Raw genomic sequence first — 17,441 nt, forward strand, 5'->3', positions numbered from 1 at the left:
GACATGCGGCTCACCGGAGTCACGACAGTGCGCGCCAATCGTCCATGCGGTCGCGACCGAACTCCCATGGCCGCACCGCGAGCCCGGCCGGCTTCGCCGCGCTCACCACGATGCGCTTGACCTTGCCGAGCCACGTCGAGCGCGCGTGCACCCAGCCCTGCGAGAACGGCCACAGGTCATCGCGCGCGCCGTACTCGGCGGGGCCGCCGAACCGCAGCTCGTTGCGTCTCGGGTCGCGCTCGATCCCGTCGAGGAAGCCGACGAGGCCCTCGCCGCTGAGGTCGATGCTCGCGACCACTCCGCCGCGCATCCGCACCTGCACGCCCGGCAGGCCGCGCACATGCGCGACGAGCGGATTCGAGGCCTCGCGACCGAGCGCATCCATGTAGGTGGTGACTTCGCCCGAGCGCCAGCGATTGAACCCGTGCGAGACGGTGATGCCGCGCAGCACCGCGGTGATCTCGGTGGGAGCCTCGCCGCTCGGGCCGCCCCCGTAGCTGACGAGCAGCTCGCGATCGCCGTAGTGGCGCAGGTCGGTGCCGTCACGCGCGTCGGCCGGATCACCGAGCGCCTCGCGCAGCGCTGCGCGTGTCGTCGGCCACTCGAGCCCCGGCAGCAGCTCGGCAGCGCGACGGTAGGTCGGCTCGGCCGTGCCGGTGCCGAGGCCGATGCGCACGCTCAGCACGCGATCGTCCTGCACCTGCATCTCGACCCCGTCGTCGAAGACGAGCAGGCGGCGGTCGGCACCCGACGACATCATCCATCGCTGCCTGCTGGCGCCCGAGAGCCGGGCCGCGGCCCGGAATCTGGGGCCCTCCTCGGGCTCCCCGAGGGCCGCGAGGAGCACGCCCAGCGCTCCGCCGGGCACCTGCCGGCTCTCGGCGCGCTCGAGCGCGACCGAAACGAGACGGTCGTCGACGAACGTGACGCGCATCCGCATGCCTTCGATCGCGAAGACGTCATCGGATGCGTCCACGGGCTCACCGAGCACGGCTCGCACCCGCTCGCGGTCGCTGCCCGCGTCGAGGCCCCCGATGAGTGCCGCAGGGCGAGGGTAGGCGCCGTCGCCGACGAGAGGGAACGCCAGGCTGTCGACGTGCCCGTCGGCGTCGGTCGAGACGCGCCCCGTGCCCGCGGCGAGCGCGCGGGAGATCTCGCCGAGGTCGCTCTCCACTGCCGCGCCCAGGGCGTCGACGTGCCACCAGAGCTCCCCGGGAAATCTCGGCCGCAGCATCCGAGTGCGGCTCGGGTGCCACTGCTCGGGCCAGACGGACCCACGGCGCGGATCGAACAGCTGCTGGGCGTCATGCTCGCCGCGGCGGAACTCGCGCTCGAGAGGCTCGCTCGTCGCTTCTGGTCGGAGGAGCGCAGCGTACTGCTCCTCGGTCAGGGAGAAGAGCGCATCGCCGTAGCCGTGGCCGACCTCCACCTCGAGGCCCAACCAGGCGCGGCGCGTGGAGGTCTCGACGCCCACGCTGGGACGCTGCCTGACCTGCACGAAGCATCGCGGGTCTCGGCGCTCGCGACTCTCCGGCTGATTCGCCACCGACGCTCCGTTCTCTCGCTTGCTCGCCAGATGCAACCGTAGACGTCTGCTCGTTCGCGAGCCTGCGCGCGGCGAAGGGGTCGTTCTGGGTTGCGGGGCCGCCGCCGGCGACGCGGATCGGCGCTCGTGCTCGGGCACGCCGTTCGCCTGCCCGTGGAGGGTCGCTCTGAATCCGACGACTTCGCCTTGCAACGCATCCGTCGTCTTCGTCTTCAGGTCTGCTGGGCGGTGACCGCGCTCACGCGACAGTTGCGGCACCAGAAGGCGTAGATGATGCCTTCGGTCCACTGCTCCCAGCCGGGTGAGTCCTCGAGGGGCGTGGAGGCGTCGAGCTGTGCGACGAGCGGCATCGGGAGGTCGCAGGTGAGGCACCGCGGGTAGATCGCGTCCTGGATCCAGCTCCCGGCACCGCCGACGCGATTGAGGTTCTGGTTGCCGTTGCTGCCGCCCCAGTCCTGCACCTGCCAGCGGGGCGGCGTCGGGTGGAAGGTGACGGGCAGCACAGGCAACGGCTCAGGCACGGGCATGCCGTCGGAGGCCCCGCTGCTCTGCCGTGGCAGCGAACTCGGCGTGCCATCTGCATGCGAGAAGAACTGCTCGTCCCACATGCAGTCGAAACGGGGGCAGAGGGATGTCTCGCGCGGCACGGTGCCGTCGGCGACTCCCGGGTAGGTGCCGAAGTCGAGCAGCCGCTGCAGCTGCCAGCCGCAGGCGGAGCAGTCGCCCTCGGCCTCGCCCCCGACGCGGCCCTCGCCGACCGCAGGGGCCGAAGGGTGCCAGGTGGGGTCCGGCAGTTCGAGCGCCGGCCACTGATCGGCCTGCCATGGCGGCGTGTTCATCCACGGCTTGGAGACGTCGCCGAGGCCGCGCTGCAGCACGATGTGGTGGGCGGGCAAGGCGACGAGATCGCGGTCGCCGTCCCATCGCTGCTCGAGCCAGAGGTAGGGCTCGTCGTCGGAGAGGCGGTCGCGGTGCTCGTCGATCAGGTGCGGCGCCTGCAGCATGAGCTGCTGCCCGAGCTCGTCAGCGACCTCTTCGGGTAGGTGCTGGGCGACCGCCTCGGCGAGCCCCGGGAGGTCGTCGTCGGGAACCCGGTCGAGCAGTGTGATGACGAAGTCGTGCATCAGTGTGACTGGGCTGCCGAGCATCTCGAACAGCGCCTCGGTCGGGGTCGGCGAAGCCGCGATGCGGCGGATGGCCGCGACTTCTTCGGGCGGCATGTCGCGGGCCATGGATTCTCCTGCGTTCGGCTGCGCTGGCGTGCTGCTCGGAGCGTAGCGCCGGCGGGCGAGGAGGGGCCAGTGCCGCAGTGGCGAACGCTGCGCGGCACGTGGCTCAGTCGTCGAAGACGTGCCAGCAGATCGCGCTGCGGGCGGCCTGGTCCTCGAGCATGAGGCCGCGCAGCTCGTCAGGCACCTGCTCGCGCTGCCAATCGCGCTCGGCCAGCCGGACGGCCTCGCGCTCGGCCTCCGGCGCTGCCGCGGCCGTGGCCCTGATCGCATAGGCAGCCGCGCCGAGATCGTGCGCCGCGACATGCGCCACTGCCACCGCCTGGCCCACCGAGAGCGCGGCGAACTTTGCAGGGTCGGGCAGGTCGCGACCCGCGCTGTTCGCGGTGAACGCCGCCTGATGCGCCGTCTTCATCGGCACCTCGCCGCGGATCCAGGCGCGTGCCACCTCGAGCACCTCGTGCAGTTGCGCGTCGCCAGGCGCCTCGCGCTCGAACAAGGGCAGCACGCGCTCGGCGCACATCACCGACCAATGGGCGAGCAGCCGGTGGTGCGCATCCGTCAGGCTCCCGCCGCGGCGGACGGTGATGAGGCGGAGATCGCGCTCCTTCGGCAGGATCGGCATGCGGCCAATTGTGCTGGACGCGGCTGGGTGCGCCGAGGGAGGGATGGCTTGGGCCGGTCACCCGGTCGAGCAGCGTGCACGCGCGAGCGCGTGTGGGCGCCCGGCGCCATGATCGCGGCATGGATGCACAGTGGCGCAAAGCCGGCGGGATACTCATGACGGATGCGCCGATTCGGGCGTACGGCGGTCTCAGGATCCCCCGTGATGCGCTGGAGGACTTCGCCCGCCGGGTGACCGCGGGCGAGGTCTCGCTGCATGCGCACCACGACGACCGGGTGCGCATGCGCAATCTCCGGGTCGACGTGGTCGACCGTGAAGACGGTGTCAGCTTGCTGAGATTCGTCACCGACCTGCACAAGGGGGACGACCAGTGGCTGTGGGCGATCCATCCGCTGTCGGCGAGCCTGAAGATGCCGATCGCTCGCGATGCGCAGCGTGGGCACCGCGCTGACGCAGCCCTGTCGCTGAGCGCCGATCACGCGTGGTTCGAGGATGCGGTGCTCATCGAGGCGGAGCAGCGTCTGCTCGCGAGCGGGGTCGAGCCCGACGGGCTGCAGGTGCAGCGAGCCCTGCAGTTCGAGTTCGCTCCCGACCCGCGGATCTACGTCGACATCGTTCTGCCACTGCTCACCTCGGTCGGAGCGAGCAGGGTGTGGGGTGCGATCGAGGCGCTCTTCGCGGGGCGCACCACGCCTGCGCACGGGGACACGGGCGCGGCGACCGTCGTCAATGTGAGGATCACCGACGGCGACAGAGCGGTGACAGCCGTTGTGGTCACTGCCGATGAGGCTGTGGCGCAGCGAGCCATCGAGTCACTCGACCAAGCGGTCGCGGCGTTCCTCAACAGCGCCGCCTCGTCGAGCGTGTCCGGGCCGGTGACGCTCTGGGACGAGCGCAGCAGTACGTGGCCGCCGTCGGACGGCCCGTTCACATCTGCTGGTGCAGCTCCTCGAGCGAGGTGAGCACGATCAGCCGCTCGGTGGCGCGGGTCATCCCGACGTAGAGCAGGTCCTCCCCGTCCGGCGAGGCGCCGTCGATGTCGGTGACGATCACCATCGGGGATTCGAGGCCCTTGTAGCGGTGCACGGTGCCCCAACGGATGCCGTGGGTCGCGCCGGGCTGCGGTGACGCATCCGTCGTCTCCCCGAAGGCGCAGTGGGCCGCCGAGTCGCGGCGCTGTGCTCCTGCGGTCAGGCGCCGTGCTGCGCTTCGATGATCGACTCCCGGAGATCGTCGATCGCGGCAATCAGGGAGAGGGCCTCCCCGTTGACCGGGCGGAAGCCGAACTTGCGGTAGAACGTCACGGCCTCCTCGTCAGCCGCATGCACGAACATCACTCTCGCTGCGGCGATCTCGCCTGCGCGCACGGCCTGGACCACGGCGTGTTGGAGGAGACTGAACCCAAGCCCTCGGCCCTGGTGATCTCGGTGGACGGCGAGCTTGCCGAGCAAGATGGCGGGAATCGGGGACGGCCCTCCCGTGCCATCCTTGCCTGCAAGCCTTCGCTCCACCGCGAAGCTCGAGAGCGTGTAGAAGCCGGCAACCTCGCCCGTCTCATCGAGCGTGACGAAGGTGCGCGAGAAGCCCTTGACTTCGTTCTTGAGCGCCTGGCCACGCAACCACGTCTCGATGCTGGCGTTGCCGCACTCGAACCGATCGAGGTCGTGCTCGGCCGTGAGCGGCGCCGGCAGGCTGAAGCTCAAGCCTCGAAGACCGACTTGCGTCGGAACAGCTCAACCATCTCGGGGATCGGTGCCGGCTCTTCGTCCAGCATTGCGCGGACGCGCTCCCAACTCGCTTCTTCGAGTGCGACGCGCCGCTCAGAGTCGATCACTTGATCGGCGGCGTCTCGCAGCGTCGACTTGATGAAGGCGGCCGCAGTCGTACCGCGGATGCTCGCGGCGCGGTCGACGGACTCCTTGAGGTCGGCGTCTACGCGGACTTCGATCCGCTCTTTGGCAACAGACACGTCCCCAATGTACGGCAAAACGCCGGCATCCGCGAATGCGGCCCATCTGGCACTGACTTTGCTTGCGCGGGGCGTCAGCCATTTACGGCTGCCGTGTCGGCAGCAGCGGCATGACGTCGTCGGCGAACTGCGACAGGAAGCGGCGCTGGTCGTGGCCGGGGCCGTGGAAGACGAGGTGGCGGAAGCCGATGTCGATGTAGTGGCTGATGGCGGCGGCGGTCTCGGCGGGGTCTGAGCTGATGATCCAGCGCTTCGCGACCTGCTCGATGGGGAGGGCGTCGGCGAGGCGCTGTATCTCGGCGGGGTCGTGGATGTTCTGCTTCTGCTCGGGCGTGAGCGACAGGGCCGCCCAGAAGCGGGTGTTCTCGCGCGCCGCCTCGGGGTCTCGGTCGTAGGAGACCTTGATCTCGATCATGCGGTCGACATCCGCATCGTCTCGCTTGCCGAGCTCTATGCCCTCCTCGAGGTTGGGCACGATCGCCTGCGTGTAGTAGTCGTCGCCCTTGCCGGAGGTGCAGATGTGGCCGTCGGCGACACGGCCGGCGTACTTGGACGTGGCTGGGCCGCCGCCGGCGACGTAGATGGGGATGCGCTGCGCCGGGTCCTCGGAGTCCAGTCGGTCGTAGATGGTCGCGCCCTGCAGGCTGTAGTAGTCGCCGTCGAAGTCGACCCGCTCGCCGTCCCAGAGCGCGGGCATGAGCCGCACGGCCTCGCGCAGCCGCGCGAAGCGCTCCTTCAGCTCGGGGTAGGGCACGCCGATCGCCTGCTCGTTGAGCGCCTCGCCGGTGCCGACGCCCAGGATGAAGCGGCCGTCTACGAGCTCGTGAGCGCGATGGCCCGTCAACAGTGACCTGCGGGCCAGCTCGGCCCGGTAGCGACTCAGGGCCCGCGGCAGTGGTGATGACCGCCGCGGGCCTTGTTCGATCTGCGCGCGCCATCCGACGGCGGTCGCCTTCGTCAGGCCGCGTCGGTCGCCAGCGTAGCCAGCCAGGGCAGCGCAGAGTCAAGCGCGCGACGAGCGCTGTACGGCGAGCCTTCCCTTGTGGATCTGGTGAGCCTCGAGCTCGGTCTCGACGTTCGGCTCCGAGCCGCGCAGCGGCTTGCGCGCGCTCTCGGCCAGGAACCACACGGCAAGCAGGCCGGCGACCGACATGCCGATCAGGTAGTAGGCGGCGGCGAGGTCGTCGCCGCTCCAGCGGATGAGGCTGTCGATCACGAGCGGCGCGGTGCCACCGAACACCGCGATCGAGATGTTGTAGGCGACGCCCAGACTCGTGCTCCTGGAACGCGTCGGGAACAGCGCCGGGTAGGTCGAGGCGAGCGTGCCCATGTAGAGCGCCACTGGCGCGCCCACGAGCGCGAGGCCCAGCAGCACGCCGAGCGTCGAGCCGTTGCCGATCAGCAGGAAGGCGGGGATGCTGAGCAGGATCACCCAGGCGGATGCGATGAAGAGCACGGGCCTGCGGCCGACGCGGTCGGAGAGCATGCCGACGAAGGGCATCGAGCAGGCCATGAGCAGCAGCAGCGGCACCGTCAGCAGGTTGCTCTGCACCGCGTCGTACTCCTCGACAGTCGCGAGGTAGGTGGGCATGTAGGAGGTGAAGGCGTAGCCGGCGCTGTTGGCGGCGGCGACCAGCACGATCACCATCACGATGCCGCGCCAGTTCTCCAGGAGCACCTGCAGCGGCCGCACCCGCAGGTGCTCGCGGCCCGCCTCGCCGACGCCCGCCGCGGCCAGCTCCGCGGTGAACTGCGGTGACTCGGCCAGCTTCAGGCGGATGTAGATCGCGATCACGCCGAGCGGGCCGGCCAGCAGGAACGGCACGCGCCACAGGCCCGCTTCGAGCGCCTCCTGCCCGAAGCCCACCTGCAGGGCGGTCACGAGCACGGCGCCGAGCGCGAAGCCGAGGTAGCTGCCGCCGTCGAGGAACGCCGCGTAGAAGCCGCGCTTCCGGTCGGGTGCCGACTCGGCGATGTAGGTGAGGGCACCGGTGAACTCGCCGCCGGCTGAGAAGCCCTGCAGCACCTTGAGCAGCACCAGCAGCAGGGGAGCGGCCAGGCCGATCATGCCGTAGTCGGGCAGCAGCCCGATGAGGAAGGTCGCCGCAGCCACGAGGGTGAGGGTCAGGAACAGCACGCGCTTGCGGCCGATGCGGTCTCCGAGCCAGCCGAAGAACAGGCCGCCGAGCGGCCGGAAGACGTAGGTCGCAGCGAACGTGCCGAGCAGGAAGATGACCTGCGTCGAGGGGTCGGCATCCGGGAGGAAGATCGGCCCGAGGGTGACGATCAGGTAGCCGAACGCACCTACGTCGTACCACTCCATGACGTTGCCGACGAAGGTGCCGCGCACCGCGCGCCGCAGCTCGGGCTTCCGGATCACGTTCACGGTGCCGGTGTCGAGGCGAGGCTGCTGCGCCCCGGAATCGGTGGACTGCGTCGTCATGGTGTGGGTGCTCTCTGTGATAGGGCGGGTCAGTGCGCGAGGCTCGGCGGTTCCTGGCCGTAGAAGGCGAAGTAGTAGACCAGGTATGCCGCGAGGTTCGAGGTCATGTCCTGGTGGTCCTTCAGCGGATTCACCTCGGTGACGGCGAAGGAGTCGCAGTGCGGCGCGATGGCGGTGATGACGTCGAGCGCCTGCCGGGACGTGAGCCCACCGGGCTCGTAGCCGCCGCAGCCCGGCGCGAAGGCGAGGTCGATCGTGTCGATGTCGAAGCTGCAGTGCACGTGGTCCGCGCCCTCGATGCGCTGCAGGATCCGCTCGACCGCCGCGTCCGTGCCCATCCGGTCGAAGGCACGCGCCGTGATCTGCGCCGGGCCCTCCTCGAGCACGTAGCGCCGCGACGACGGGAAGTTGAAGTGGCGTAGCCCCACCTGGATGCTGTGCTCGCGGCTCGTGCGCGGCAGTTCGAGCGAGCGTCGCATGCCGCTTGACTGGCTGAACCTGCCCTGCTGCTCGTTCTCATCCATCACGTCGAGGTGCGCGTCGAAGTGCACGATCGCGACCGAGCCCTCCGTGGCGTCGTGCAGGCCCTTGGCGCCCGCGTACAGCAGGCAGTCGTCACCGCCGAGCAGGATCGGCACGCGCCCCGCGCGCACCGCATCGGTGATCTGCGCCGCCGTGCGCTCCAGGGTGGCCTCGAGGTCGTGGGCGACGACGGACGCGTCACCGCCGTCGTCGATGACGGGTGCGGCGTGCAGGTCCCCGGTCTCGAGCGAGTAGACCTGACCGTCCTCGACACGCATCGTGATCCAGCCGAGGGCCTCTCGGATGCGCGCCGGCGCGTACCGGGAGCCGGGGAAGCCGAGGGTCGAGGCGCCGTCGTACGGCGCGCCGATCAGCTCGAACGCTCTGCGGACGACGTCGGTGCTGGGCTGGTCCATCCCCCGATTGTGCGTGCCGTGCGGGCGATGCCGTACTGTCACATGTGTCGAAGCGTGGTGCGGTGATTCACCAATCTGTCGAGGTGTCGCATTCGGCGGAGCAAGGGGAGCGCATGCGCGTCACGGTGGCCGATCTCGTGGGATCGGCGTTGGGGCTCACCTGCGTCGCAGGCCATGCCGGCCTGAGCGCGCCGGTGCACTGGGTGCATGTCTTCGAGACCACCGACCCGACGCCCTGGCTGACCGGCGGCGAGTTTCTGCTCACCGTCGACCTCGGCCGACGCGACGACGCCGACGTCGCCGAGCTCTGCCGGCGGCTGGCTCGTCGCGGCGTGGCAGGCATCGGATTCGGTGTCGGCATCACGAGCGACGCGGTGCCCAAGGCCTGGATCCGAGAGGCCGAGCGGCACGGCATCCCGCTGCTCGAGGTGCCGCTCGGGGTGCCGTTCATCGGCATCTCCCGCTTCGTGTCTGACCGCGATCTGCAGGAGCAGGCCCGTCGGGCAGAGGCCATGCTGCGGCAGCAGGCGGAGTTCGCTGCGCTCGCCCTGGCTCCGACGAGCGCGGCCGCGATCACCGAACGGCTCGCCGTCCTGCTTGATGCAGACGCCGCGGTCTACCTGCCTGCCGACGACCGGCTCGAGCGCTTGCACGCGGCCTCGACCGGCGATGCAGGGGATGCGCCGTTCGCCTCCGAGCATCTGCGCGATCAGGTGCTGCGGCTGCTCGAGGCCGAGCAGCCGGCCGTGACGGTGGCGGCGTCGGGGTGGTACGTGCGCGCGGTGCGGCTCGGAGATGCGGCTTCAGAGGGCATCGGCCTGCTCGCGCGCCGGGAGCGATTCTCGGCGCTGGAGTCGATGTACATCGGCTCGTCGATGGCGATCGCCGAGCTCGGATCCCGGAGCCGCGCGGCGACGGACGAGCGCCTGGCCGACCTGCGGGCGAAGGCGCTCGCGCAGGTGTGGACCACGGAGTCGGACGAGCTGCGCGAGGCACTGCTGCGTTGGCTGCTCGGGCGGGACACCGAGCTCGTCTTGGTCGTGCTCGGAGGTGCGGCTCGGCGCGATGACGCGACGGGTGGTGCCGAGCCGCTGCACGTGCCCGGCATGGTCGCCGCGGCAGCGTTCGAGGAAGAGGTCGTCGCGTTGCTGCCGGCCGGCGTGCTCGATGCGGCCTGGGAGCCGCCCGCCGGTCGGAGCGCCGGAGTGAGCGGCCCCGTCGACGTGCAGCGCTTCGCTGCGGCGAAGGCAGAGGCGCAGCTCGCGGCGCGGGCGGCGGCGCGGGCGGCCGCGGCCCGGCTCGATGCGGCGGCGCTCCTGTCGTCGCACGGGGCCGCGATCGTCGACCGCGAGCAGGCGAGCGGCCTGCGCTCGGTCATCCGCGACCGACTCGCCAGAGCCGCGGGCCCTGAGGCCGAGGAGCTCGAGCGGGCGCTGGCCGCCTTCCTGCGCCGCAATGGGCATGCCGGGGCTGCTGCGGCCGAGCTCGGCGTGCACCGGCAGACGCTCGCGGTGCGGTTGCGCCGTGCGGAGCGCATCCTGGCGTTGGATCTCGACGACCCCGACGACCGCGCAACGCTGTGGCTGGCGCTCCGCAGCGCTGCACCGGCGAGGTAGTCGAGCGCCCTAGGCGAGATTCCGCCACCTCGTCTGTCACGGCCCCGGTCACGACCAGCGCCGCTTCCTCACCCAGATCGCCGAGGACGCCCTGCCGCTGCTGCCGGCGCGGAGCGCCTCGCGTCACCGTGGAGCGTCTGGCACGTGCGCAACGGGCCGCGCGGGCGCTGGTCCAGCGAGCACAGGAGTAGGCGCTGACGGGCACTTCGACCCGCGCACGGCGGGGTCACGCTCTGCATGACTCCGGCGGCGCCGATAGCCTCGGCGCATGGACGAGTCGACGATCACGCCGGTGGAGCTGTCGCGCGAGCTGGGCATGGACCGCAAGGGGCGGCAGATCCGCGGCTTCCTCCGCAACCCCACCGATGGCGGGGGGCCGTTCGAGGGGCACGAGATCGGCACCGAGTGGCACCTCACGCCCGAGCAGGCCGACCGCATCCGCAAGCACTTCCGCAAGGACTGACGCCGCCGCTGGCGCGCGACCGCGGCGGCACGGGTGCACGATGGCCCAAGACGATGTCGTCGAGGAGGTCGCATGGAGATCGCGCTAACGGTCGCAGGCGTGGTGCTGATCGTGCTGGGCCTGCGCGACATGTTCCACACGCTGCTCCATCCCGGTGGAACGCGGCGGGATCAGTCGCCGTGTGCTCGCCGCCACCTGGTGGCTCTCGGGCAAGACCCGGCATCGTCGAGGGTCGGCGGCAGGTCCGGCGGGGATGGCGATCGTCATCGGCCTCTGGATCGCAGCGCAGGCAATCGGCTGGGCGCTCATCTACCTCCCGCACATGCGCGAGGGCTTCTGGTACGTCCCCGGTGTCGAGCGCTCCGACTACTCGGCGATCGGCGAGGCGCTGCACTTCTCGGTGACCACGTTGACGACCCTCGGCTACGGCGATGTTGTGGCCGTCGAGCCGTGGATCCGCGCCGTCGCACCGCTCGAGGCCCTGACGGGATTCGCCCTGCTCACGACCGCGCTCGCGTGGTTCTCGCAGGTCTACCCGCCCCTCTCGCGGCGGCGGGCGCTCGCGCTGCGCCTGCACCGGCTCGCGCACGTGCGCTACGCCGACGAGCTGGCCGGCGTCGACCCGACGTCGCTGTCACGGATGCTCGACACGCTCGCCGCCGACGTGGCGGCCGTGCGGGTGGACTTCGAGCAGCACGCCGAGGGCTTCTACCTCTATGAGGGCAGCGAAGAGCTCTCCCTCGCCCGGCACCTGCCGTATGCTTTGCGGCTGCGCGATGCCGCACACGCCCGGTCCGAGCCGGCGGTGCGGCTGAGCGCGACGCAGCTCACCCTTGCGCTCGATCAGCTCGGCGAGGCGCTGCGTCGGCAGTTCCTGCGCTCGGGCACGGCCACCGAGGAGGTCTTCGCCGCCTACGCGGCCGACCACGGGCACGAGTCGCTCGGCTGACTCAGCCGTCCGCGCGCGCGGCCGGCGTGCTGGCGCCCGCCTGGCCTCAGGCCTGCTGCTTCGGCTCCACGCGCGCGAGCACCTCGTCGGCGGCGGCGAGCTGCCGCGCGAGCTTGTCGCGGCGGGCGCGCATCTCGGTGCGGAACCACTCGGCGCGCTCGGCCGGCAGCGCCGCGAGCGGATCGGCGGGGGAGGCCTCGATCGCGTCGACGAGCTCGGCGAGCTCCTCGAGCGAGAAGCCGAAGGCCTTCATGCTCATGATGAGCAGCACGCGCTGCTCGTCGGCCTGCGTGTAAAGGCGGAAGCCGCCCTCCGTTCGGCCGCCTGACGCCTGCACGAGGCCCACCTCATCCCAGTGGCGCAGCGAGCGCAGCGAGAGGCCGGTGCGCTCGGCCAGCTCGCCGATGTGCATCGTGGCGGCGCGGTCGTCGGCTGCGGACTCGGGCGCGGTGTCGTCGGTCATGAGATTCCCTCTGCAACTCTACCGTCACGTTAGGGTAGAGTTCATGGTGGTCGCTCCGGCGACCCCGCTGTCCATTCTGGCCCGCTCGGCTGGACGGCCCCGCGTGATGACGCGCGCCACACCCTTGTCCCCTTCGCCGCGGTGCGCCCGCGCGAGCACCGAACCGAGGAGTCCCCTTGGCCATCAGCACCCCTGCCCTCGACCGCCGTGCGCGGTACCGAGACAACCCATCCGTCATGACCGTGCTGCGCAATCCGCGCCTGCTCACCCGTGAGGCGCTCGCGGGCCTTGTCGTCGCGATGGCGCTCATCCCCGAGGCGATCTCGTTCTCGATCATCGCCGGCGTCGACCCGGCCGTCGGCCTCTTCTCGTCGTTCGTCATGGCCGTCTCGATCGCGTTCCTCGGTGGCCGGCCCGCGATGATCACCGCCGCGACCGGCGCCGTCGCGCTCGTCATCGCCCCGATCATGCGCGACCACGGCTTCGACTACTTCATCGCGACCGTCCTCCTGGCCGGCGTCGTGCAGGTGCTGCTGGGCGTGCTGGGCGTGGCGAAGCTCATGCGCTTCATCCCCCGCAGCGTCATGGTCGGCTTCGTCAACGCGCTCGCGATCCTGATCTTCCTCGCGCAGATCCCGCACCTCGTGGGCGTGCCGTGGCTCGTCTACCCGCTCGTCGCAGTCGGCATCGTGATCATGGTCGTGATGCCGCGCTTCACGAGGGTGGTGCCGGCGCCGCTCGTGGCGATCGTGCTGCTGAGCGCTGCTGTGCTGGTGTTCGGCTGGGGCGTGCCGAACGTCGCCGACCAGGGCGAGCTGCCGCGATCGCTGCCGGAGTTCTTCTTCCCCGACGTGCCGCTCAACCTCGAGACGCTCGGCATCATCGGGCCGACCGCGCTCGCGATGGCGCTCGTGGGGCTCATGGAGTCGCTCATGACCGCGAAGCTCGTCGACGACATCACCGACACGCACTCGGACAAGACGCGCGAGTCCTGGGGCCAGGGCGTCGCCAACGTGCTCTCCGGCCTCTTCGGCGGCATGGGCGGCTGCGCCATGATCGGCCAGACGATGATCAACGTGAAGGCCTCGGGCGCCCGCTCGCGCATCTCGACGTTCCTGGCGGGGCTCTTCCTGCTGATCCTCGTCGTCGCGCTCGGCGACGTCGTCGGGCTCATCCCGATGGCGGCGCTCGTGGCCGTCATGGTCATGGTCTCGGTCGGCACGTTCGACTGGCACTCGATCACGCCGTCGACCCTGAAGCGGATGCCCGTGGCAGAGACGCTCGTGATGGTCGTGACCGTCGCGGTCGTCGTGGCCACGCACAACCTCGCGATCGGCGTGATCGTCGGCGTGATCGCCGCGATGGTGGCGTTCGCGAGGCGGGTGGCGCACTTCCAGTCGGTGACGCGCGAGGTGCGCACGTCGGACGGCGGCACGGCCGTGCACTACACGGTCGAGGGCGAGCTCTTCTTCGCCTCGTCGAACGACCTCACGACGCAGTTCGAGTACACCGACGACCCCGACCACGTCGTCATCGACCTCTCGCGCTCGCACATCTGGGACGCATCCACCGTCGCCGCCCTCGACGCGATCGAGACCAAGTACGAGCGGCTCGGCAAGCGTGTCGAGCTGCACGGGCTGAACGCCGCCTCGGTGTCGATGCGGGAGCGGATGTCGGGGCAGCTCGGCGGCGAGGGCTGACGCGCTCGGCCACGATTGTGCCTCGTCGGCTACGTTGCTGGCATGGCCGATCACGACTCCTGCATCGCCGCCGCTCCCGAGGCCTAGTGCGGGCGTCGCGCAAGGACGCGGGCGTTTGAGCACTCAGCGGCCGGTGCGGCGGGCGCGCACGTCGCGGTCGTGGCCCGGCTCGAGCAGCACGCCGCCGGTGCCTTCCGCACGCAGCTCGTCGTCGGGGTTGTACAGCGCGCACGCCTTGAGGCTCAGGCAGCCGCAGCCGATGCAGCCGTCGAGCTTGTCGCGCAGTCGGATGAGCCGCTCCACCTGCTTTTCGAGCCGTGGCCGCCACTCGCGCGAGAGCCGGTGCCAGTCGCGCTTCGTCGGCGTGCGCCCCTCTGGCAGCGACGCGAGCGCCGCCCCGATCTCGTCGAGGCTCAGCCCCACGTTCTGCGCCGCCCGGATGAACGCCACGCGCCGCAGCGTCGCCTGCGCGTAGCGGCGCTGGTTGCCCGTGCTGCGATGCGAGCGGATCAGCTTGCGCTCCTCGTAGTAGCGCAGTGCCGAGGTCGCGACGCCCGAGCGGTCGGCGAGCTGCCCGATCGTCAGATCGTGCGGAGTCTCCATCGGTCGTCTCTCCTCGTCTCGGCTGAGCGGCCCGACTCGCCGCTTGACTTCAAGTTACCTTGAGGTTGGAACCTATGCGCATGACAAGTCTCACCAAGCCCGGCACCGCATCCGTCACCTCGTCTGTCACCCGTGATCGCATCGCGCAGCTGATGACGCGGCTGACCGGCGACGAGAAGCACACGGCCGCCGCCACCTCGACGCTCGACGTGCTGCACGTGCTCTACGGCCGCATCCTCGACCTCTCGCCGCAGCGGCTCGACGACCCCCACCGCGACCGCTTCTATCTCAGCAAGGGGCACGGGCCGATGGCCTACTACGCGACGCTCGCCGCGCACGGGTACGTCCCGGTCGACTGGCTCGACGGCTTCGGCGCCTTCGACTCGCCGCTGGGCCAGCACCCCGACCACCTGCTCATCCCGGGCGTCGAGATCTCGAGCGGATCGCTCGGGCACGGACTGCCGCTGGCGGTCGGCGCCGCGCACGCGCTCGCCGCACGCGGCAGCCCCGCGCGTGTCATCGTGCTCGCCGGCGACGCCGAGGTGGATGAGGGCTCCGCCATCGAGGCCGTCGAGTACGCCGGCGCCGTGGGGCTCGAGGGCCTCACCCTGGTGGTGATTGACAACGACTCCTCCTCCTACGGCGTGCACGGGCGCATCGAACGTCGACTGGCGGCCAACGGGTGGGATGCGCGCCGTGTCGACGGGCGCGACCACGACGAGTTGGCGGATGCGTTGGCACGCCGGGTGCACGGGGTGCCGACCGCCGTGGTCGCGCAGGTGGAAGCGAAGAACAGAGCCGCCGCATGAGCGCGGTTGCCGCCACCGGGCCCCGTGCCCGGTTCGGGCAGGTGGTCACCGAGCTGCTCGACCAGCGGGACGACCTGGCGCTCGTCTACGCCGAGATCTCGGGCCAGTACTTCGAGGACGCCTCGCGTGCGCATCCGCGCCGCGTGATCAACGTCGGCATTCGCGAGCAGCTGCTGGTGAGCACCGGGGCGGGCCTGGCGCTGAACGGGATCCGGCCCATCGTGCACACCTTCGCGCCGTTCCTGCTCGAGCGCGCGTTCGAGCAGATCAAGCTCGACTTCGCGCACCAAGGGATGGGGGGTGTGCTCGTCAGCACCGGCGGATCGTTCGACATGTCGGCGCTCGGCCGCACCCACCAGGGGCCGGCGGATGTGGCGCTGGCGGCGACCGTTCCCGCGATGGTGATCCACGCGCCGGCGACGGCGGCGGAAGCCGAAGCGGTGATCCGCGCCGCCGTGACCGACACCGGGCTGCACTACGTGCGGCTCTCGGAGCAGGCCGATGCGCATGAGCTGCCGGATTTCGCGCGGATGCACGTGCTGCGGCAGGGGCGCGGCCCGGTGACGATCGTGGCGCTCGGACCGGTGCGCGACGCAGCCGTCGCCGCCGCGGCAGAGCTCGACGCGACTGTGCTCGCCGCGACGACGGTGCGCCCGCTCGACGTGGCGGCGCTGCGCAGGCATGCCGGGCCGCAGGTCGCCGTGGTCGAGCCGTGGCTCGAGGGCACCTCGCTCGGTGCCGTCGCCGAGCTGCTCGACGACGCCCCGCGCCGCTACTTGGCGATCGGCACCGCCCGGCGGGAGCTGCGGCACTACGGCACGCCGGCCGAGCACGCCGCTGCCCATGGCCTGACGGCCGCCGGGATCCTGCGACGGATCCGCGACTGGACGGGCTGAGCGGGCGACTCGGAAGTGCGCGACCGCAGACGTGTGGGTGCCCCGGGTCATGCTCGCAGCATGGATGCAGAGTGGCGCAAAGCCGGCGGGATTCTCATGACGGATGCGCCGATTCGGGCGTACGGCGGTCTCAGCATTCCTCGTGATGCTCTGGAGGACTTCGCCCGCCGGGTGACCGCGGGCGAGGTCTCGCTGCATGCGCACCACGACAACCGGGTGCGCATGCGCAATCTCCGGGTCGACGTGGTCGACCGTGAAGACGGTGTCAGCATGCTGCGATTCGTCACCGACCGGCACAAGGGTGACGACCAGTGGCTGTGGGCGATCCATCCGCTGTCGGCGAGCCTGAAGAAGCCGATCGCTCGCGATGCGCAGCGTGTGCACCGCGATGACGCAGCCCTGTCGCTCAGCGCGGATCACGCGTGGTTCGCGGATGCGGTGCTCATCGAGGCGGAGCAGCGTCTGCTCGCGAGCGGGGTCGAGGCCGACCGGCTGCGGATGCAGCGTGCGCTGCAGTTCGCGTTCGATCCCGAGCCCTGGATCCTGGTCGACATCGCTCTTCCTCTGCTCACCTCTCTCCGCGCGGGCGCGCTGTGGGATGCCATCGATGCGCTCTTCGCCGGGCGGACCACGCCTGCGCACGGGGACGCGGGCGCGGAGACCGTCGTCAACGTCATTGTGACGCACGGCGACAGGGCCGCGACAGCTGTCGTGGTCGCGGCGGATGAGGCTGTGGCGCAGCGTGCCTTCGGATCGCTCGAGGAAGCGGTCGCGTCGTTCTTCGGCCGACCTCTCGCCTCGAGCGCACCTGAGCCGGTGATGCTGTGGGACGAAGACAGCAGCGCTTGGCTGCGCGCCTGAGTCGCTTCCGGCATAGGGCTGATGGGCTCGCACGGCGGTACGGTCGGGGCATGGACGAGTCGACGATCACACCGGTGGAGCTTTCGCGAGAGCTGGGGATGGATCGCAAGGGGCGTCAGATCCGCGGATTCCTGCGCAACCCCGCCGACGGCGGCGGACCGTTCGAGGGGCACGAGATCGGCACCGAGTGGCACCTGACGCAGGAGCAGGCGGAGCGGATCCGGAAGCACTTCCGGAAGGAACGACCGGTCTCGTGACGCACGCGGCCCGCGGCCACGCGCTCCTCGACCTGCGCTGCGAGGCGGCCTGCGGCCGCATGCTCCTCGACCTG

20 protein-coding genes are annotated in these 17,441 nt (G+C 70.7%); 9 read left to right on the forward strand and 11 right to left on the reverse strand.

The genetic code is table 11. The annotated features are described in order from the left end of the window. Positions 1-19: 19 nt before the first annotated feature. From ACJJVL_RS12585 to ACJJVL_RS12595, 3 genes are all read right to left on the reverse strand, one after another. The gene (locus ACJJVL_RS12585; RefSeq protein ID WP_405219153.1) at positions 20-1,474 is read right to left on the reverse strand and encodes a hypothetical protein; all 1,455 of its coding nucleotides are present in this window, start codon (positions 1,472-1,474) and stop codon (positions 20-22) included. A gap of 284 nt (positions 1,475-1,758) precedes the next feature. Then, positions 1,759-2,778 (reverse strand): hypothetical protein, encoded by a 1,020-nt coding sequence (locus ACJJVL_RS12590; RefSeq protein ID WP_405219155.1) that lies wholly within the window; start codon positions 2,776-2,778, stop codon positions 1,759-1,761. A 103-nt stretch (positions 2,779-2,881) separates the two neighbouring features. Continuing rightward, a complete protein-coding gene (locus ACJJVL_RS12595; RefSeq protein WP_405219157.1) occupies positions 2,882-3,400 on the reverse strand; it encodes a putative immunity protein in 519 nt (172 codons plus the stop codon). 119 nt (positions 3,401-3,519) lie between these two features. Between ACJJVL_RS12595 and ACJJVL_RS12600 the strand changes: the two genes are divergently transcribed. After that, a complete protein-coding gene (locus ACJJVL_RS12600; RefSeq protein ID WP_405219159.1) occupies positions 3,520-4,362 on the forward strand; it encodes a hypothetical protein in 843 nt (280 codons plus the stop codon). On the opposite strand, the gene ACJJVL_RS12605 is transcribed toward ACJJVL_RS12600, so the two are convergent. The 6 genes from ACJJVL_RS12605 to ACJJVL_RS12630 form a co-directional block, all read right to left on the reverse strand. Continuing rightward, entirely contained in the window at positions 4,328-4,486 is a 159-nt protein-coding gene (locus ACJJVL_RS12605) for an ATP-binding domain-containing protein (RefSeq protein WP_405219161.1), read from the reverse strand. The two genes, ACJJVL_RS12600 and ACJJVL_RS12605, sit on opposite strands and share 35 nt — an antisense overlap. A gap of 104 nt (positions 4,487-4,590) precedes the next feature. Further along, the gene (locus tag ACJJVL_RS12610; RefSeq protein ID WP_405219163.1) at positions 4,591-5,103 is read right to left on the reverse strand and encodes a GNAT family N-acetyltransferase; all 513 of its coding nucleotides are present in this window, start codon (positions 5,101-5,103) and stop codon (positions 4,591-4,593) included. After that, positions 5,100-5,369, reverse strand: coding sequence for a DUF1778 domain-containing protein (locus tag ACJJVL_RS12615; protein ID WP_405219165.1), 270 nt, complete (start codon positions 5,367-5,369; stop codon positions 5,100-5,102). Before ACJJVL_RS12615 ends, ACJJVL_RS12610 begins: the two co-directional genes overlap by 4 nt. An 82-nt stretch (positions 5,370-5,451) precedes the next feature. Further along, entirely contained in the window at positions 5,452-6,213 is a 762-nt protein-coding gene (locus tag ACJJVL_RS12620; RefSeq protein ID WP_405219167.1) for an LLM class flavin-dependent oxidoreductase, read from the reverse strand. Positions 6,214-6,372: 159 nt separating this feature from the next. Next, a complete protein-coding gene (locus tag ACJJVL_RS12625; RefSeq protein WP_405219169.1) occupies positions 6,373-7,812 on the reverse strand; it encodes an MFS transporter in 1,440 nt (479 codons plus the stop codon). A 29-nt stretch (positions 7,813-7,841) separates the two neighbouring features. Then, on the reverse strand, positions 7,842-8,750 hold the full coding sequence (locus ACJJVL_RS12630; protein WP_405219171.1) for an arginase family protein: 909 nt from the start codon (positions 8,748-8,750) through the stop codon (positions 7,842-7,844). A 113-nt stretch (positions 8,751-8,863) separates the two neighbouring features. Here ACJJVL_RS12630 and ACJJVL_RS12635 point away from each other — a divergent pair, with 113 nt between their 5' ends. The 3 genes from ACJJVL_RS12635 to ACJJVL_RS12645 all read left to right on the forward strand — a co-directional run bounded on the left by ACJJVL_RS12635 (position 8,864) and on the right by ACJJVL_RS12645 (position 11,778). Continuing rightward, a complete protein-coding gene (locus tag ACJJVL_RS12635; protein ID WP_405219173.1) occupies positions 8,864-10,366 on the forward strand; it encodes a PucR family transcriptional regulator in 1,503 nt (500 codons plus the stop codon). Between the two features lie 268 nt (positions 10,367-10,634). Then, a complete protein-coding gene (locus tag ACJJVL_RS12640) occupies positions 10,635-10,829 on the forward strand; it encodes a hypothetical protein (protein WP_405219175.1) in 195 nt (64 codons plus the stop codon). A gap of 181 nt (positions 10,830-11,010) precedes the next feature. Beyond that, on the forward strand, positions 11,011-11,778 hold the full coding sequence (locus ACJJVL_RS12645; protein WP_405219176.1) for a potassium channel family protein: 768 nt from the start codon (positions 11,011-11,013) through the stop codon (positions 11,776-11,778). A 46-nt stretch (positions 11,779-11,824) separates the two neighbouring features. On the opposite strand, the gene ACJJVL_RS12650 is transcribed toward ACJJVL_RS12645, so the two are convergent. Then, positions 11,825-12,241 carry a MerR family transcriptional regulator gene (locus ACJJVL_RS12650; RefSeq protein ID WP_405219178.1) on the reverse strand — a complete coding sequence of 139 codons (417 nt, stop codon included), beginning with the start codon at positions 12,239-12,241 and terminating at the stop codon, positions 11,825-11,827. A gap of 236 nt (positions 12,242-12,477) precedes the next feature. On the opposite strand from ACJJVL_RS12650, the gene ACJJVL_RS12655 reads away from it, so the two are divergent. After that, complete coding sequence (locus ACJJVL_RS12655; RefSeq protein WP_405219703.1) at positions 12,478-13,941, forward strand: SulP family inorganic anion transporter; 1,464 nt, start codon at positions 12,478-12,480, stop codon at positions 13,939-13,941. Positions 13,942-14,064: 123 nt separating this feature from the next. On the opposite strand, the gene soxR is transcribed toward ACJJVL_RS12655, so the two are convergent. Continuing rightward, a complete protein-coding gene (gene soxR / locus ACJJVL_RS12660; RefSeq protein ID WP_405219180.1) occupies positions 14,065-14,544 on the reverse strand; it encodes a redox-sensitive transcriptional activator SoxR in 480 nt (159 codons plus the stop codon). Positions 14,545-14,624: 80 nt separating this feature from the next. On the opposite strand from soxR, the gene ACJJVL_RS12665 reads away from it, so the two are divergent. From ACJJVL_RS12665 to ACJJVL_RS12680, 4 genes are read left to right on the forward strand one after another with little or no spacing between them, the layout of a single operon-like run. Further along, on the forward strand, positions 14,625-15,353 hold the full coding sequence (locus tag ACJJVL_RS12665) for a transketolase (RefSeq protein ID WP_405219182.1): 729 nt from the start codon (positions 14,625-14,627) through the stop codon (positions 15,351-15,353). Further along, positions 15,350-16,249 carry a transketolase family protein gene (locus tag ACJJVL_RS12670; protein ID WP_405219183.1) on the forward strand — a complete coding sequence of 300 codons (900 nt, stop codon included), beginning with the start codon at positions 15,350-15,352 and terminating at the stop codon, positions 16,247-16,249. Before ACJJVL_RS12665 ends, ACJJVL_RS12670 begins: the two co-directional genes overlap by 4 nt. A 60-nt stretch (positions 16,250-16,309) precedes the next feature. Beyond that, positions 16,310-17,110: a hypothetical protein gene (locus ACJJVL_RS12675; protein ID WP_405219185.1), complete on the forward strand. Its 801-nt coding sequence runs from the start codon at positions 16,310-16,312 to the stop codon at positions 17,108-17,110. Between the two features lie 50 nt (positions 17,111-17,160). Then, positions 17,161-17,367 carry a hypothetical protein gene (locus ACJJVL_RS12680; RefSeq protein WP_405219187.1) on the forward strand — a complete coding sequence of 69 codons (207 nt, stop codon included), beginning with the start codon at positions 17,161-17,163 and terminating at the stop codon, positions 17,365-17,367. Positions 17,368-17,441: the final 74 nt, after the last annotated feature.

This window comes from Agrococcus sp. Ld7 (assembly GCF_045064095.1).
Taxonomy (GTDB): domain Bacteria; phylum Actinomycetota; class Actinomycetes; order Actinomycetales; family Microbacteriaceae; genus Agrococcus.

What these genes read in the sequence shown, in the direction of transcription:
- ACJJVL_RS12590 (WP_405219155.1), bottom strand. Translation starts at nt 2,778, where the DNA reads ATGGCCCGCGACATGCCGCCCGAAGAAGTCGCGGCCATCCGCCGCATC.
- ACJJVL_RS12595 (WP_405219157.1), bottom strand. Translation starts at nt 3,400, where the DNA reads ATGCCGATCCTGCCGAAGGAGCGCGATCTCCGCCTCATCACCGTCCGC.
- ACJJVL_RS12600 (WP_405219159.1), top strand. Translation starts at nt 3,520, where the DNA reads ATGGATGCACAGTGGCGCAAAGCCGGCGGGATACTCATGACGGATGCG.
- ACJJVL_RS12625 (WP_405219169.1), bottom strand. Translation starts at nt 7,812, where the DNA reads ATGACGACGCAGTCCACCGATTCCGGGGCGCAGCAGCCTCGCCTCGAC.
- ACJJVL_RS12630 (WP_405219171.1), bottom strand. Translation starts at nt 8,750, where the DNA reads ATGGACCAGCCCAGCACCGACGTCGTCCGCAGAGCGTTCGAGCTGATC.
- ACJJVL_RS12635 (WP_405219173.1), top strand. Translation starts at nt 8,864, where the DNA reads ATGCGCGTCACGGTGGCCGATCTCGTGGGATCGGCGTTGGGGCTCACC.
- ACJJVL_RS12640 (WP_405219175.1), top strand. Translation starts at nt 10,635, where the DNA reads ATGGACGAGTCGACGATCACGCCGGTGGAGCTGTCGCGCGAGCTGGGC.
- ACJJVL_RS12650 (WP_405219178.1), bottom strand. Translation starts at nt 12,241, where the DNA reads ATGACCGACGACACCGCGCCCGAGTCCGCAGCCGACGACCGCGCCGCC.
- ACJJVL_RS12655 (WP_405219703.1), top strand. Translation starts at nt 12,478, where the DNA reads ATGACCGTGCTGCGCAATCCGCGCCTGCTCACCCGTGAGGCGCTCGCG.
- soxR (WP_405219180.1), bottom strand. Translation starts at nt 14,544, where the DNA reads ATGGAGACTCCGCACGATCTGACGATCGGGCAGCTCGCCGACCGCTCG.
- ACJJVL_RS12665 (WP_405219182.1), top strand. Translation starts at nt 14,625, where the DNA reads ATGACAAGTCTCACCAAGCCCGGCACCGCATCCGTCACCTCGTCTGTC.
- ACJJVL_RS12670 (WP_405219183.1), top strand. Translation starts at nt 15,350, where the DNA reads ATGAGCGCGGTTGCCGCCACCGGGCCCCGTGCCCGGTTCGGGCAGGTG.
- ACJJVL_RS12675 (WP_405219185.1), top strand. Translation starts at nt 16,310, where the DNA reads ATGGATGCAGAGTGGCGCAAAGCCGGCGGGATTCTCATGACGGATGCG.
- ACJJVL_RS12680 (WP_405219187.1), top strand. Translation starts at nt 17,161, where the DNA reads ATGGACGAGTCGACGATCACACCGGTGGAGCTTTCGCGAGAGCTGGGG.